Source organism: Dyadobacter sp. OTU695 (assembly GCF_038440355.1).
GTDB lineage: Bacteria > Bacteroidota > Bacteroidia > Cytophagales > Spirosomataceae > Dyadobacter.
This window is the reverse complement of record NZ_JASATN010000005.1, coordinates 359,128-373,830: the sequence shown is the minus strand read 5'-3', so window position 1 is coordinate 373,830 and position 14,703 is coordinate 359,128. Positions and strand designations below refer to the sequence as shown.

Here is a 14,703-nt window from a genome sequence, read left to right as displayed (position 1 = left end):
GGATTACCGAAGTTCATCAGGCACGCCGGTTGGCAGGCCTTTTGAAAGATCCACCTCGATTTTGTGGTTGTCAAGTTGTGTCCGGATGATGCCCGATCCATGACTTTTACCGGTAAACTTCGCATTGTCGACTTTCAGAAATCCTTTGTGTTTGCCTGTGACCGTAATGTCCGCGTTCCAGTTTGCATCCCAAAATGTTTTCTGACTGATCGTTTCGGAGCCATTCAGTACATATTCTCCATCATCTGAAAAATTGACGTACTCAACTTTAAGAACCGTAGCTTCGGCAGGCGATGCCGGCTTTTGGGTGCTTATATTGGCATGGCCGGAAACCAATCCGATCAGTTTCCCATCGGTAGGTTGGGACGAATTGAGTGGCTGGATGTCTTCCAGGTTCACTGCCCATTCCATTTTCGGGGTCACGATTTTCAGCGGGGTAGTCGGTTTTCTCGATGTAAATGTAATCATCCGCAAACGGCCCATTGCTTCCCCCTTTTTTACTTTTCTCGGATCTTTCTGCTCCCAGAACACCCCACGGGTGCTGCTCGGGTGCCAGGTTAAGTTGCCAAAATGGTTGTATTCGGTCAGGTTATCGGATGCGGTTGTCAGGTTTTGGCCGGTGTATCCGTCCTCGGGCAAGCGGCTCCGGTCGCCGTATTGGTCGGTCATTGTCAGGCCGTAGTAGCGTCTGGCATCCCTGAATCCTTCCACTTCTTCATTCCGCCATTCGGCAACCCCAGGTGCCAGGGCATTATTGACAATCAGCGGACGGGGAATGAGGCTAAATGCGTCCATCCGGGTTGTATGCCGGTGTGACTGGAAAATTAACCACTTGCCGTCCGGGGACGGGTATACACCTTCATCATAGCTGTAATGCCGGGTGAACCGGCTTACATCACCGGTCGTCAGATCGATTTTGGCGATATCGAAGTTACCCGCCTCGAATGCGCTGATGGTTGTCAGGTACTGACCCATTCCGGTAAAGCTTTTTACCTCACCGCCTCCAAAGAAGAAGGGCCTGAAATCGGGTGCGTCCGGCAGGGATGTTTTGTCTCCGGAAATTACTTTCGTTTTGGCAAGTTCGTAACGCTCTCCTTTTTCATCTGAAACACGGGTTAATTCGCTTACCAGCACCAGGGCGCTTGGCAATGGTCTGGCTACCAGAAGGGTATAGGCCACGTGGAGGCCATCCTGTGACATGTTACTGGCTATACGGGCGATCGTTTTTCCTCCCGGAACGGCAGGGTAGACCAGGGACAGGATCCGGGCCTGCTTGCAATCCAGGATAGACGGGCTGCATTCCAGAATGCCGGTTGGCGTGTAAACGCGCTTGCCATCGGGCAGCGGTACCGGCATTTCCCCACCGATATTCTCCGGCAGATCACAGGTCAGGCACTTGAATCCGGTGCCGTCGTCTTTCATAACGGCCAGGTTCGATTTTTTCGCGCCGACCAGCGTAACTTCCATAATGAGGTGCCGGGCATCGGGCAGGTAGTTGACCAACACTGCGTCCAGCACACTGGCGGGCAGGGGAATGGTCGAAACTTTGAAAGGTTCGGGCTTCGGCGGCGCCGGAAGTTTTGGCGTAAGCGCGTAATTGGTTTGCTTATCGGGAGCCTTCTGGCCTTTGCTGACGGTCGGGAAATACAGCAGGCACGCTACACAGCAAGCCCATATCAGATGACTTAACTTTTTCATTTTAAACATTTGGTTTGATCAGGATTTTGAAATGGATGTAACAAACAGCATTCGCCTTGTGACCCGGTTTTGAGGGTTTGTCGACTGTTTGTAATGGTATTGGCTTAAAAAGTATAGGTTGCTGTCAGGAAATAAGACCTTGGAGGCAGGCTGAGTGTAAAAAATACGGCATTGGGATTGCCCTCCATCTGGGCCTTCGTGAAACCTTGCGTGTTCAGCGAAGCCGGAAACCCGCCCGGCGCCGACCAGCCCATAATGCCATTTTGATTGAATACGTTATTGACATTAGCCTGAATCTGTAACCTGCGGGAAACGTTATAGCCCAGGTTCAGATTGGTCTGGTCGAAGCCTGGCAGGTAAAATACGTTTGCAACGTTGCCTGCCCGCCTGCCCATATACGACCAGTCGATCGAACCGTAGATTTTGTCCGAGGTATAGGTGGGGGAAATGCGCAGGATCTGGCGGGGCGAATAGTCGGTTTCGTTGCCCGAGTAACTTTGAATCTGATCGTCCGCCTTGCCATTCCCATTCAGTACCCAGGTGTTGAAATCGACAGCCGTTGATTTCTGGAACGTTGCCACGGCCCTCACACTAAGTTGTTTGGTCAGGTTGTAAGTCCCCTCAATTTCGACGCCCACGGTTTTAAACTTGTTGTAAAGAACGGCTGTCGTGTAAGTGGAGGTCAACTCGGCTGATTCCTGCCCGAGCGCCTGCTGTGGTACTTTGCCCAACAGACTGTAAAACGGGGTAACGAAGAGGGAAAACCGGTCTTTTTTTGCTTTGAAACCCACTTCATATTGCTGTGTGCTTTGGGCGATCGGGTTGAGGTAATCGGCATTGACCGAAGACTGCACATTGAGATAGATACCCAGATCGGGCGCTTTGCGGCCCTGCGAATACCGGGCGTACACGGCAAGCTGATCGTTGAATTTGTAGTTCAGGCCCGCTGAATAGGAGATCGTTTTGACCGATTTATTATAGCCCAAGGTCGAGGTAACAGCGCCGCCCATGTTGTCATATAATGTCAGTGGATTTTTGTCCGTTCCCCCGTCGGTGGAAGTCGTTGCCGAGGCGATCTGGTTGCTGCCTCTCACCCATATACGTTCGAAACGGATCCCCCAATCGAAGTTCAGTTTGTCGGACATTTCCCAGTTGTGACCGAAGAAGCCGGCCAACTGATTTTGGGTGAGGTCAAAGATATTCGTGGCGACACTTCTGCCCGAGCCGCCCGTGATACCCTGCGGGTTGGTAACCTGGTAGACCTTTCCCTGCATGTCTGTGTAAACGATGGCCGTCGGCTGCGGACGCGGGCTTACCATGAGCCCGAACATGCTGCCAACTCCGTTCGGATTGCGCCGGCTGACACTGGCATGCGCGAAGTACAGGCCGCCCGTAAAACTCATATGGCTAAGTCGTTTGGTCAGTGTGAGGTGGTCGATGGTTTCCTTTACGCGGTTGTCAAATACGATCAGCGGATTGAACAGCAGCGAGTTTTTCTGAATCTGCTCCCCGGGCAAATTGCTGCTGTTGACCGTAAATTTAAGCCCGGCGGGCGCCCCATTTACGAAGTTGATGCCCTGGGTAACATTGGCCAGCTCAGTACCCGTGGCCAGATCCCGGAACGAATACGTACCGAGCTTTCCCGCCAGACTGTTCACGCCGTAGAAGGTCACATTGTCAATCGCAAACGGGTAGGGAATGGAGGTTGTGTTCCAATAAGATGTTTTGTAGGAGTAACGGGCCTTGTTGTCTACCGTCCACCCTTTGCCGAAACTGTGGTCGAAATTGAGCCCGATGGCCAAGTCCTTCGAGTGAATCTTGTCCCGCGAATCGAAAGTGCCCCGCTCGCCGGTCTGGTTGATGGTGTAGTCGGCCGAAACCGGGGGGATCAGTACCGAGCTTGTCTGCTTGACGCCTGGCGCGAGATGCGGGTTTTTGAAATCAACGGTTGGCAACTGTTCAAACCACGAATTGTGGTCATTCAGGTATTTAACATACAATTTCAGTGAACCTTTTTTGAAGTGTTTAGCCACATTGGCCTTAATCTGTCCGCCGTTGTTCATAGGGTAGCCCGGATAGCGCGCCCCGTTGTTCTGTCGCCAGAAGCCGCCCATATTAAAGGTGAGCGTCTTGTCGCCGCCCAGCGGGCCGCCAACATTGACGTCGGCCCGGTAATAGGGATTCCGGCCGTCGCCTTCCAGCCCGAATTTGACCCGCGCTTGCGCCTCGAACGTCTGGCCCCCTGTTTTGGATACATAATTGAAAATACCGCCTGGCGCATTGTTACCGAGAATCGACGCTGTACCGCCCCGGACTGCTTCCAATTTGCCTAGTGTCAGGTCGGGCCGGAGAAAGAAATCCGGGCCGTAGTTTCCGTAGGTGGCATTCGTTACAGGCAAGCCGTCCTCTTGCATCGAAACGTAGTAATACCCATTGGATACATCGTTCCCACCCACATTCACGCCCCTGGAACTGACCGTGTTGCGGATTTCCCCGAGCGATGAATTGACGTACACGCCTGGCACATTCCGCAACAGATCGGCCGCACTCAGCGGGGCCTGCATTTGGATGAGCTTGGAGGGGAGAACGGATATCGCGACCGAGGATTCCATCCGGCTTCGCTTATCGAACACACCGGTTACGATCACTTCGTCCAGGCTGGCAGGACTTTCTGTAAGCGTCACATCAATGGTCGTCTGGGAGCCGACCGCTACCTCCCTGGGCAAAAATCCCATAAAACTAAACACCAGCGTCGCGGACGGGTTAAGGTTCGAAAGCTGGTAACTGCCCAAACCATCGGTAACCGTGCCCTGCGCGGCACCCTTCACTTTTACACTGACGCCCAAAAGGGCTTCTCCTTTTCCATCAGCCACCTTTCCGTGAACCGATGACTGAGCTAACGCAAACTGACAACTGAAAACGAATAGGAACGCAAGTCCAAAGAGCGGCCGAAATGACTTTTCAGGCCGGGTAGGGTAGAATTGTCTGTTCATCTATAAATCGGTTATTGTGTACAAATCAGGTAAGTGATTTTGTCCGGCGGCGTATTGTAATGGTTGTATTTTTCCATGATGCTTCGTTTTTGAAACACCGCGTTTTACCCATGATTTCCCATTAAAAACCTGTCGACAGCCGCTAGAAGCACATGCTGGTTTCTCGTCCCCGACACAGACAAACAACCCGGTGAATTCGCCAATCCGTAGCGCACACCGGCAGTCGTCCGAGCGAAATGCTGAGAGACTTTAAAAAGTCCAGTCATGTCATAATAGCATGACTGGAAGCTGATTAATTCAATGCGTAAATATGGTATCCTATATTACTTCACAAATATAGAGGTAAAATATTATTATTATCTACACAAATAGATAATATTTTTTTTGCTTTTATTCCAATTTCTAAGATGGCTATACTAGTCACTGGAAGTGTACATTTTTTTTGCTAAACTTGCTATCTCCTGTTAAGGGACCTTGCCGTATTGTGTCGTCCTGGTCAGGCTTTGTATTGAATTAATTAAAGAATCATATTTGTTAGAGCGCATTCAGTAGCTTATATTCTCAAGCGGCTTGTGGTTTGAAATAAAATGGGCAAATGAGAAATCAGCGGATATTCTCTACAATAGCAGATAATACGCGCAAATCTGTATATTTGGGACCTCCGCAGCCGTGATCGTTGTGGACTGCCCGGCGTACTTTAAATGGACAAAATGCTAAATGGAAACAGTAAGTGACAAGAATTATATTGAACAGGTATCTGTCGAATGTGTCATTCTGGGCTACCAGAACCGGCAGCTGAAAGTACTGGTGCCTAAACTTTCTTTCAAAGGCGACTTTTGGGGTCTGCCCGGAGGGTTTGTCTATCAGGATGAAGACACGGATGAAGCGGCCAGGCGGATACTTCATGCGCGCACGGGAATCAAGGATGTGTATCTGGAACAATTTCAGGTGATGGGAAAGGCTAATCGGAACAGCCGGGCTTTCCTCGACCGGATGATAGCGCAGAATGCCGATCGGTTCAACAACCCGCTGGCCGAAGGACAACGGAGCCGAATGGACTATGACTGGTTTACCCGGCGTTTCATATCCATTGGTTACTATGCGCTGGTAGATATGAGCCAGGTCGTTCCCCAGAAGACGGACCTTGACGAATCGATCGACTGGTATCCTGTCAAAGAAATGCCTCCGATGATCATGGATCACAACCAGATCGTAGAAAATGCGCTCACGACGCTCAGGCTCACAGTCGACCAGAAATTAAACGCATTCAACCTGCTTTCGGAGACCTTCACGATGCAGGAGATCCAGGAACTTTATGAGGCAATTTTTGACAAACGTTTCGCGCAGAACAACTTTCCCAAACGCATTCTGCGCCTGAACGTCCTGGAACGCCTGGAGAAGAAGTACACCGGAGCGGCCAATAAGGCACCTTACCTGTACCGTTTCAGCCATGAACTCCAAAGTCAGTTGTTGACGAATGATTTGTTTGAGTGAAGGAGCTTTATTCTTTTCCGGAATATCCTGTTTCCTCCTTTTTTGCCGCGAATCGCGTAATCTGGTTTTCCTGATAGCGCTTTACCTCGTTCAGCATTTCGGGACCGAGTATCTCGACCAGCAAATCGTTAAAACCCCTGGTGCGGTTCTCGCTTAGTATTTTCCCATGCTTCGTTTCAATTGGCCCCAGTAAGCTAAGCATCAATTGAATGTCCACTTTTGACATCTCTCCAAATAGCAGATAGGCCGGAAAGTAAAGTCGCTGATAAAGGGAAAAAAGTAGTTGCTTTCCCGTACCGGTGAGTTGTACCAGTTTGGCCCGTTTGTCCGAAGGGTCGGTCCGTTCGGAGATATAATCCGCTTTTTTTAACCGGTTTAGTAAATCGATTCCGGTGGTTTGCTCGAAAAAGTTGTAGCTGATCACATCAATTTTGCGTACTTCGCCCTGATGGAAAATCGTATTCAGACAGTAAAATACGTCAAGTTCCACTTCGTCGCCCTCTTTCAATGCCAACTTAAAATAGGTCGTAAGAATGGCGCCCAATCTGCCTATCAATTTAGCAACAGCCGATGTCTGATCAGGTGGCTCCAGGCCTGAAAAAAGCTGTTCCGATCCCTTACTCATCTCTGCCTGGGCTAAATAATGCTTGCAAAAATCCGATACTGTTGCATCGGGATGGGTTCCCTGGTAAGAGTCCCATTCACTGATTAACTCAACGACTGGCTTCATAATTAAATCGATTTTGTTCCAAAGTTAAATAAAATAGTCGGTTTCGTTGTTTTTATATCTGTTTAGATCTAATTTTGAAAAATAAGAACTAAATAGATCTATTTGCCATGGAGATTTCATTAAATGTTACATTAAGTAATAGCCGAGCCGCCAATCAATCGCTATTGATTACGACAGTTGCCTACCTGTTGCTGAACGGAGCCCAGTATTTTGAAACGGCTGTCCTTGTTCCCGTCTGGACCGCTGCGCCCCCGGCGTCCTTGCATTTGTTCCAGGGGCAATATGGGCTGGATTTCAAGAGTTTCTGGATCGTCGCTCATTCCCTGCACGAGCTGACGTTTCTGGTAGCGCTCCTGCTTAACTGGAAAATAGCGCCGCGCCGCCGTGTATTGATTGTCGTCTTTGTGATCCATATGATCGTGCGGGCCTGGACGCTGCTTTACTTCGCGCCCGTCATCATTTCTTTTCAGCAGACACCTTTCAGTGCGACGATCGACCAGACACTCCAAGAAAAGGCAGCATTATGGCGAACGCTGAACCTGATCCGCGTTGCGATTTTTACGCTACTCTCGTTCGCCCTGATCCCACTCAATAGAATTGGGGGCGAAACTCGCAACGCGCTTTCGCGAGCCTGACGGTCTCGATAGCGACGCACATCATTCTTCCAAGCATCATATCAATATGAAAGCAATTATTATTGGCAGCGGTATTGCAGGCCCCGCTATGGCACTTGCCTTGAAAAAAATTGGCATAGCGTCTGTTATCTATGAGGCAAAACCCGATGCGGACGACGATAAGGGAGCTTTTCTCGGTATTTCTCCTAATGGACTCAACGTTTTGAAGGGATACATCGCATTGGATGAAATGCTGGTGGATCACACGCCAGGTAGCATCCGGTTTTTCAATGCCCGCAACAAACCTATCGGCGTGATTGATAACAGTGAGCAGCTTTCACGGTACGGCAGTCGGACGGTTCAGATTAAACGCGGCCTGCTGCACGGCGCCCTCCGCCGTGCAGCAGGGGAGGCTGGTATCGATGTCGAATGGGGTAAACGCCTGGTTTCTGTTGTGCAAGACGGAAAAGGCGGCAGGGTAAAAGCCTTTTTCGCTGATGGATCCGTGGCGGAAGCGGATTTGTTAATTGGCTGCGACGGCATCCATTCCGCTGTTCGCAAAGCGCTTTTCCCAAATGCACCTGAGCCGGAATACACGGGTTTACTGTCCACCGCAGGGTTTACCCGGCTAAACAACTTCCCGCTTTCTGCCGACGCCATTCATATGACATTTGGTCAACGCGGGTTCTTCGCTTATGCCGTCTCCAATAACGGCGAAATCTGGTGGTTCAACAACATTAGCCAAACTACCGAACCGCTTCGTAATGAGCTGAACGGATCGGAACTGGCTGATCTGAAAAACAGATTGCTGATATTACACGCGAATGACCCTGAACCCATCACATCTATTATCCGGGCTGCGCATTCCATCGACATTTACCCGATTTACGACATACCCAATTTACCGCAATGGCATCAGGGGCGCGTTTGCCTCATCGGCGATGCGGCTCATGCGACAGCCCCGCACATTGGTCAAGGGGCGTCGCTGGCGCTGGAAGATACGCTGGTGCTGGCGCAATGCATCCGGGATTTCGCTGATCTGCCCACGGCCTTTGCCCGTTTCCAATCGTTACGCCAGGCAAGGGTGGAAACCATTATCCGTCAGGCCCGTAAAGTGGGAGACAGCAAAACCGTTCCTAACCGTTTTCAACAGTTTTTCCGCGATTTGTTGCTCCCCCTGTTCGTTAAGCTGGAAGCCCGGAAAATGGACTGGGTCTATGGCTACCGGGTAGACTGGCATCGCAAACTGACCTGATTCAACATGAAAGAACCATGAAAACAATCCTGATCAAGCACACCGTCTTCCTGCTCCTCGGCCTTGCGAACGCAATCAGTTCATGCGACGTCAATGACCTGAAACCAATTGCCAATTCAGCGACGCTGCCCATGAGGCTGTCGGATTATAATATATTCCAAAACGGTGGAGCCGGGTTGCCGACCGCCCGGTTTCATACTTATCGGCTGGCGACCCCGCTTTTTACCGATTATGCCGAAAAACAGCGCCTGCTTTATCTGCCCCAGGGTACACATCTTTCTTTCGATCAGGCCGGTAATCCTGTTTTTCCTGACAGTTCGATGCTGGTCAAAACCTTTTTCTACTACTCAGACAAAAGAGATACGAAGGCCGGGAAGCGACTAATAGAAACACGTATTCTGATAAAAATTGACGGCCAATGGAATGTGGGTACCTATGAGTGGGACGAAGCACAGACTGACGCGTTTTTGCTGGAAGGCGGAACAGATAAGCCAGTGAACTGGGTGAACGAAATGGGCGTCCGAAAAACCATTTTATATCATATTCCTTCCTCCGCGGAATGTTCGGGTTGCCATCGTTCCGATCAGTCGGTGACACCCATCGGACCGAAAGCCCGAAACCTGAATATACCATTGGAAGGCCATTCGGACCCTGAAAACCAGCTTTCGTATTTCCAGAAAACCGGTATCGTGAAACTGGCACCCGCCGACCAGCTAATCACGTTACCGGACTGGCAAAACCCTTCCCATACGCTCGCGCAACGTGCCAGGGCCTACCTGGACGTCAATTGCGCCCATTGTCACTCCACCAAAGGCTTGGCGCAGAGCACCCGCCTGTTGCTCGACTACGCGCTGCCGTTCGCAGACACGCGCATCCATGCACGCAGGAACGATATTCTCTACCGGATACAATCAACGAATAAGAACATTCGTATGCCGAAGTTGGGGATCACGGTACCTGATTCAGCCGGGATAGCGCTGATCAAGGCATACATTCAGTCACTGTGAACCCGGATTTTTGATGAGGTTTATAAACCCATTGTAGCGTTTGCTTCCTCTGATACGTCATGTGTTTGAAATCAAATCAATTGAAAACCATGAAAAATGTCAGACTGCTTGGAAAAGGAATGTTGTTGCTGTCGTTGCTCTCATTCGCGGCTTGTAATCATGATAATCAAAATGTGAAGCCCGATCCGGGCAGCGATCTGAACGGCGATTACGAACGGATCATGAAGAGCCGGGCAGATTCAAAAGGTGTTCCTTTCGAAATTTCGAAAATTGTACTTACCGGAAACACGCTGGCCATCGATGTGAAGGGCGGGTGTTCTGCGGATGACTTCAAAACAATATGGGACGGATTGATCTTCGAATCTTATCCGCAGCAGATCAGACTGGTGGTAGCCAATGAAAGCAACAACGACGCCTGCGAGCCTAAAGGGGCATACACGTTGCAGGTTGATCTTAAAAAATTGATAGGCGATTCCTTTAATCCAACTGATTTTGCCGTGATGGTGTCCAATGGGTCCAAGGTGGCCGACAAAGTGGTCGATGAGAAGGGCAGCGTGTCGAATTTATAAAAGCAAGGTAATCGCGTCTCAGTTTCGATACCCCATTGGCGGTGTTACGAGCCGTAATTTGAAATTTACGTCCATAGGTCTTCAGATCAGGATATTGTATAAATAAGTAAAGCTACATCGCCTCCCGCCCCCGGGAGAGAATGGAAATGGAGTAAGAAATTTCAGCAATATCAGTCCGGCATTTTCTATACAGGAATCATTGTGTTAAGTTGGTCACCTTTTACGGGTAACGGCAGTAAAACGTGCCCGATTTCAGGATTTTTAAACAAAAGATCACTTAACCGATGAAAATCGCGCTTAAAAGGATAGCACTCTCGGTGGCTATTTCGGGCTGGTGCATTCCGGCAGTCGTTGCCCAAAAAGCTGATTCGCTGAAACTCTGGTACGCTCAGCCAGCCAAAGAATGGATAGAAGCCCTGCCGGTCGGGAACGGGCATATGGGCGCCATGATTTTTGGTGGGGTGGAAGAGGAGCTGATCCAGCTCAACGAAAGCACGCTGTGGTCGGGTGGACCTGTTAAAACGAATGTCAACCCAGGCTCGGCTTCCTACCTTCCCCAGGTTCGCAAAGCATTGCTTGAAAACCAGGACTACCAGCTCGCCAATGCATTGCTGAAAAAAATGCAGGGTTTATACACCGAATCGTATATGCCGATGGGTGACTTAAAAATCACGCAGGATTTCAAGGGCGCCAAACCTGAACGCTATTACCGTGATCTTCACATCGGCAAGGCGCTGGCGAATACGGTTTTTACCGTGAACGGCGTCGAGTATAAGCGGGAAATTTTCGCCTCGGCTCCCGATAATATCCTGGCCATTCGCTTGTCTGCCAGCAAGGCCGGACAGCTCAACTTTCAGGTATCGGCAAGCAGCAAGTTGCACTACCAAACAGACGCTTCGAAGGCCAATGAGCTCGTAATGAGCGGGAAAGTGCCTGCACATGTGGATCCGAATTACTACAATCCGCCGGGCCGGCAGCCGATCGTGTATGAAGATACTACCAGCTGCAACGGCATGCGGTTCCAGTTCAGGATCAAGGCTGTGAACAAAGATGGGGAGATTGCCGTATCGGCGTCCGGCATTCAGGTGAAGGGGGCCTCCGAGGTGATTATCTACCTTTCTGCCGCGACCAGTTTCAATGGTTTCGATAAATGTCCCGATAGCGAAGGTAAAGACGAGAAAGCGCTTGCTGCCGGCTTTATGCAAAAGGCCGTGGCCAAGAGCTATAATCAGCTTAAAACGGATCATTTGAAGGATTTTAAGTCGTTTTTTGACCGCGTTAGTTTCAGTATCAAAGACACGCTGGGTGTCAATCAAAATACGCTTTTACCATCCGACGAGCGTTTGAAATCCTATTCGAAAGGCGCTTATGACCCTGGTTTGGAAAGGCTTTACTTCCAGTTTGGGCGCTATCTGCTCATTTCTTCTTCGCGGCCGGCGCTACCGGGCGTCCCGGCCGGGCCTCCTGCCAACCTTCAGGGGATCTGGAACAAGGAAATGCGGCCGCCGTGGAGTTCCAACTACACGATCAACATCAACACCCAGATGAATTACTGGCCCGCCGAGGTAACCAACCTGTCGGAAATGCACCAGCCGCTGCTTGCCTGGATTCAGGATCTTTCCAAAACCGGCGCAACGACGGCGAAGGAGTTTTACGGGGCAAAAGGCTGGGTAGCGCACCACAACTCGGACATCTGGGGCCAGTCGAACCCGGTGGGCAATGTGGGCGACGGCGATCCGGTATGGGCCAACTGGTTTATGGGTGCCGACTGGCTTTGCCAGCACCTCTGGGAACATTACCGGTTCACGCAGGATAAGGATTTTCTCAAAAACAAAGCCTATCCGGTGATGAAGCAGGCGGCGATCTTCACGCTCGACTGGCTGGTCGAAGACGCCGATGGCTATCTGGTAACGGCCCCTTCCACGTCCCCGGAGAACCTTTTCAAAGATCCCAAAGGCGGGGAGGCAGCGGTTTCCGTTGCTACTACCATGGATATTTCCATCGTTCACGACCTTTTTTCGAACCTCATCGATGCCGCCCAGGTCCTCGGCACCGATGCCGAGTTCAGGAATCTGCTGATCGAAAAACGCAAAAAGCTGTATCCGCTCAAAATCGATAAAAGGGGCAGGTTACAGGAATGGTACAAGGATTTTGAAGAGACCGACACCCTCCACCGGCATGTCTCGCATTTGTTTGCATTACACCCCGGGCACCGGATTTCCACCGAAACGCCGGAGTTTTTCGAAGCTGCCAAAAAGACGCTGGAAGTGCGCGGCGACGTGGGCACCGGTTGGAGCAAAGGCTGGAAGATCAATTTCTGGGCGCGGCTGCTCGACGGCGATCATGCCTACAAGCTGATCCGGCAGCTTATGCAGTATACCGATAACAGCAAACAGGGCTCGCGCGGCGGCGGGACCTACCCCAACTTTTTCGATGCGCATCCGCCGTTTCAGATCGACGGAAATTTTGCAGGCACCGCCGGAATGGCCGAAATGCTCGTCCAGAGCCATTTGTCGGAGGTAGCGATTCTGCCTGCGCTACCGGCTGCGTGGAAAGAAGGAAATGTGACCGGATTAAGGGCCAGGTCCGGATTTGAGCTCGACATCGACTGGAAAGACGGAAAATTGAAACAGGCCCGGATCAAATCATTAAACGGCCAGCCCTGCCAGCTACGCACAAGCGTACCCATCACCGTCACAGGCATGCAGGTGAAAAGTAAGAAGGCAGGAAATGGCTATGTTACCACCGTAAGTATTAAAAAGGGGGCCACGGTGATTGTTCGGCCCCTTTGACGAACTGAGGGTGAAGCCAAGAATTCGTTTTGGCTTCACTCTTTCGTGAATTGCGCGATTCGTTCGTTACAAATCCGTTCAGTGAGTTCTTTCAGCAGTTTCACACGCTCACCGAGATATTCCAAATCTGCCTTTTCGATTTTGTAATTCATATCATACCTCGAATCGATGTATGCTTTTTGCAAGAGTTGAAACAATTGTTTTTCCTCAGGTGTATTTTTTGGAAAAACCGTCGTGAAATCAGCATGAAGTTTTTCGACTTGTTTTCCTAATGTCTCAATGTCGTGGATTTTGGGTTTGTAATCGGTGAAAACGAGCAGAATAGCGGCATAATATCTTTCTGTTGCTTGATGAAGATTGAATACCGCGAATTTGTTGTCACTATTTTGAGTCGCTAAGTCAGCATATTTTTGAAAGTCGTTTCCACTCTGAAACCAATTCACAAATGCATCGCTGGCTTTTTTCTGTCTTTCCTCCGGATTCATAGCTTTCGGTTCCGATAGGCTGAGATTTCCGGAATCATAAAGCATAATGCCTTCTTTCAAAATATCGATGAAAAAATATTGATTTCGTTCGATCTTATCATTAACGAACCCAATGCTGTGCTGGATGATACTAGTTCTTGTAATATCTTCATGATCAGCCAATTCCTTGTTGAGATCCCACCATTTCTTTCCTTGTTTGGCGGAAATCCTGTCTTTTGTAATGACGAGAATGTCAAAATCACTCACATACTCATATTTCTCCTGATAATCCTCAACCCATTCCCCTCGCGCATAGCTGCCGAAGAGGATGATCATTTCAGCCGGGACTTTGTCCAGGATGATTTGGGTCAGCGCTTTTAGTTGGTCTTGTTTGGTTTTTGGGAGGTGGGAGAGGGTGGTTTTCATGCGTGTGTGATTTGTCTCTATTGTTAGTCAGCAATCAGTCTTGTTTACGAACTTTTTTGTTTTGCAAATACACTTGTATTTGTTCAAAGTTCATATCTACAATGTCATTTGAAATTTTTTCTTTTATCGCTCTGAAAGTTTTAACTGTGTCAAACTCTTTCTCTTTGATTTGTTTTTTAGTTTCAGTCTTCATAACTTATAATGTCTTTTGGTGAACGTATTTCCAATGTATGGTAACCTAAACGTAGATTTACTGCATTGTAACCACGAATTCTGTAAATATTTACAATGTGTTTAAAATTCCAACTAACAAGAAGATCTACTTTGTGAATGGTCGCAAGCGCTATATGAACGCAATCGTCAAAGCTCGTCTTGCCTACAACATTTTCTTCAATATAACTTTTAGCGAGATTAATTGATTCGTCACTCATTTTTACGACCTCCAAATTTTCCTGGGGCAGGTTTCGGAAAAAATTCCTAACCCGCTCAGGTGCTTCAAACAATTCACCTTCGGTCAAGTCAGAATAAACGCAAACGATCTGTCCCAGCTTAACCTTTTCAAATAGCTGAGCAGAAGCTTCGTCAAACTCAATATCATAAACTCCGCCAAATACAGATGTATCAAAGTAAAAGCGTTGTGTCATAAGGCAAAAAACTAAAC

General features: G+C 49.3%; 12 protein-coding genes. 6 read left to right on the top strand and 6 right to left on the bottom strand.

The window, feature by feature from the left end; genetic code table 11:
* Positions 1-3: 3 nt before the first annotated feature.
* A complete protein-coding gene (locus AAHB90_RS13040) occupies positions 4-1,698 on the bottom strand; it encodes a TolB family protein (protein ID WP_342085602.1) in 1,695 nt (564 codons plus the stop codon).
* A gap of 104 nt (positions 1,699-1,802) precedes the next feature.
* Positions 1,803-4,691, bottom strand: a complete 2,889-nt coding sequence (locus AAHB90_RS13035; protein WP_342085601.1) for a TonB-dependent receptor — start codon at positions 4,689-4,691, stop codon at positions 1,803-1,805.
* Positions 4,692-5,408: 717 nt separating this feature from the next.
* On the opposite strand from AAHB90_RS13035, the gene AAHB90_RS13030 reads away from it, so the two are divergent.
* A complete protein-coding gene (locus AAHB90_RS13030; protein ID WP_342085600.1) occupies positions 5,409-6,185 on the top strand; it encodes an NUDIX hydrolase in 777 nt (258 codons plus the stop codon).
* A gap of 7 nt (positions 6,186-6,192) precedes the next feature.
* Here AAHB90_RS13030 and AAHB90_RS13025 read toward each other — a convergent pair whose 3' ends face one another.
* Positions 6,193-6,915, bottom strand: coding sequence for a MarR family winged helix-turn-helix transcriptional regulator (locus tag AAHB90_RS13025; RefSeq protein WP_342085599.1), 723 nt, complete (start codon positions 6,913-6,915; stop codon positions 6,193-6,195).
* A gap of 107 nt (positions 6,916-7,022) precedes the next feature.
* Between AAHB90_RS13025 and AAHB90_RS13020 the strand changes: the two genes are divergently transcribed.
* The 5 genes from AAHB90_RS13020 (at position 7,023) to AAHB90_RS13000 (ending at position 13,152) form a co-directional block, all read left to right on the top strand.
* On the top strand, positions 7,023-7,550 hold the full coding sequence (locus AAHB90_RS13020; protein ID WP_342085598.1) for a transposase: 528 nt from the start codon (positions 7,023-7,025) through the stop codon (positions 7,548-7,550).
* Positions 7,551-7,596: 46 nt separating this feature from the next.
* Positions 7,597-8,784, top strand: coding sequence for an FAD-dependent oxidoreductase (locus tag AAHB90_RS13015; RefSeq protein WP_342085597.1), 1,188 nt, complete (start codon positions 7,597-7,599; stop codon positions 8,782-8,784).
* A gap of 17 nt (positions 8,785-8,801) precedes the next feature.
* On the top strand, positions 8,802-9,791 hold the full coding sequence (locus AAHB90_RS13010) for a hypothetical protein (RefSeq protein ID WP_342085596.1): 990 nt from the start codon (positions 8,802-8,804) through the stop codon (positions 9,789-9,791).
* An 89-nt stretch (positions 9,792-9,880) separates the two neighbouring features.
* Positions 9,881-10,360: a hypothetical protein gene (locus AAHB90_RS13005; RefSeq protein ID WP_342085595.1), complete on the top strand. Its 480-nt coding sequence runs from the start codon at positions 9,881-9,883 to the stop codon at positions 10,358-10,360.
* A gap of 284 nt (positions 10,361-10,644) precedes the next feature.
* Positions 10,645-13,152: a glycoside hydrolase family 95 protein gene (locus tag AAHB90_RS13000; protein WP_342085594.1), complete on the top strand. Its 2,508-nt coding sequence runs from the start codon at positions 10,645-10,647 to the stop codon at positions 13,150-13,152.
* Positions 13,153-13,187: 35 nt separating this feature from the next.
* On the opposite strand, the gene AAHB90_RS12995 is transcribed toward AAHB90_RS13000, so the two are convergent.
* The 3 genes from AAHB90_RS12995 to AAHB90_RS12985 are packed head-to-tail and all read right to left on the bottom strand — an operon-like array spanning position 13,188 to position 14,686.
* Positions 13,188-14,042 (bottom strand): HEPN domain-containing protein, encoded by an 855-nt coding sequence (locus AAHB90_RS12995; RefSeq protein WP_342085592.1) that lies wholly within the window; start codon positions 14,040-14,042, stop codon positions 13,188-13,190.
* Positions 14,043-14,076: 34 nt separating this feature from the next.
* Positions 14,077-14,235, bottom strand: coding sequence for a hypothetical protein (locus AAHB90_RS12990; protein ID WP_342085591.1), 159 nt, complete (start codon positions 14,233-14,235; stop codon positions 14,077-14,079).
* Entirely contained in the window at positions 14,225-14,686 is a 462-nt protein-coding gene (locus AAHB90_RS12985; protein ID WP_342085590.1) for a hypothetical protein, read from the bottom strand. The genes AAHB90_RS12990 and AAHB90_RS12985 overlap by 11 nt, the downstream gene beginning before the upstream one ends.
* Positions 14,687-14,703 lie beyond the last annotated feature (17 nt).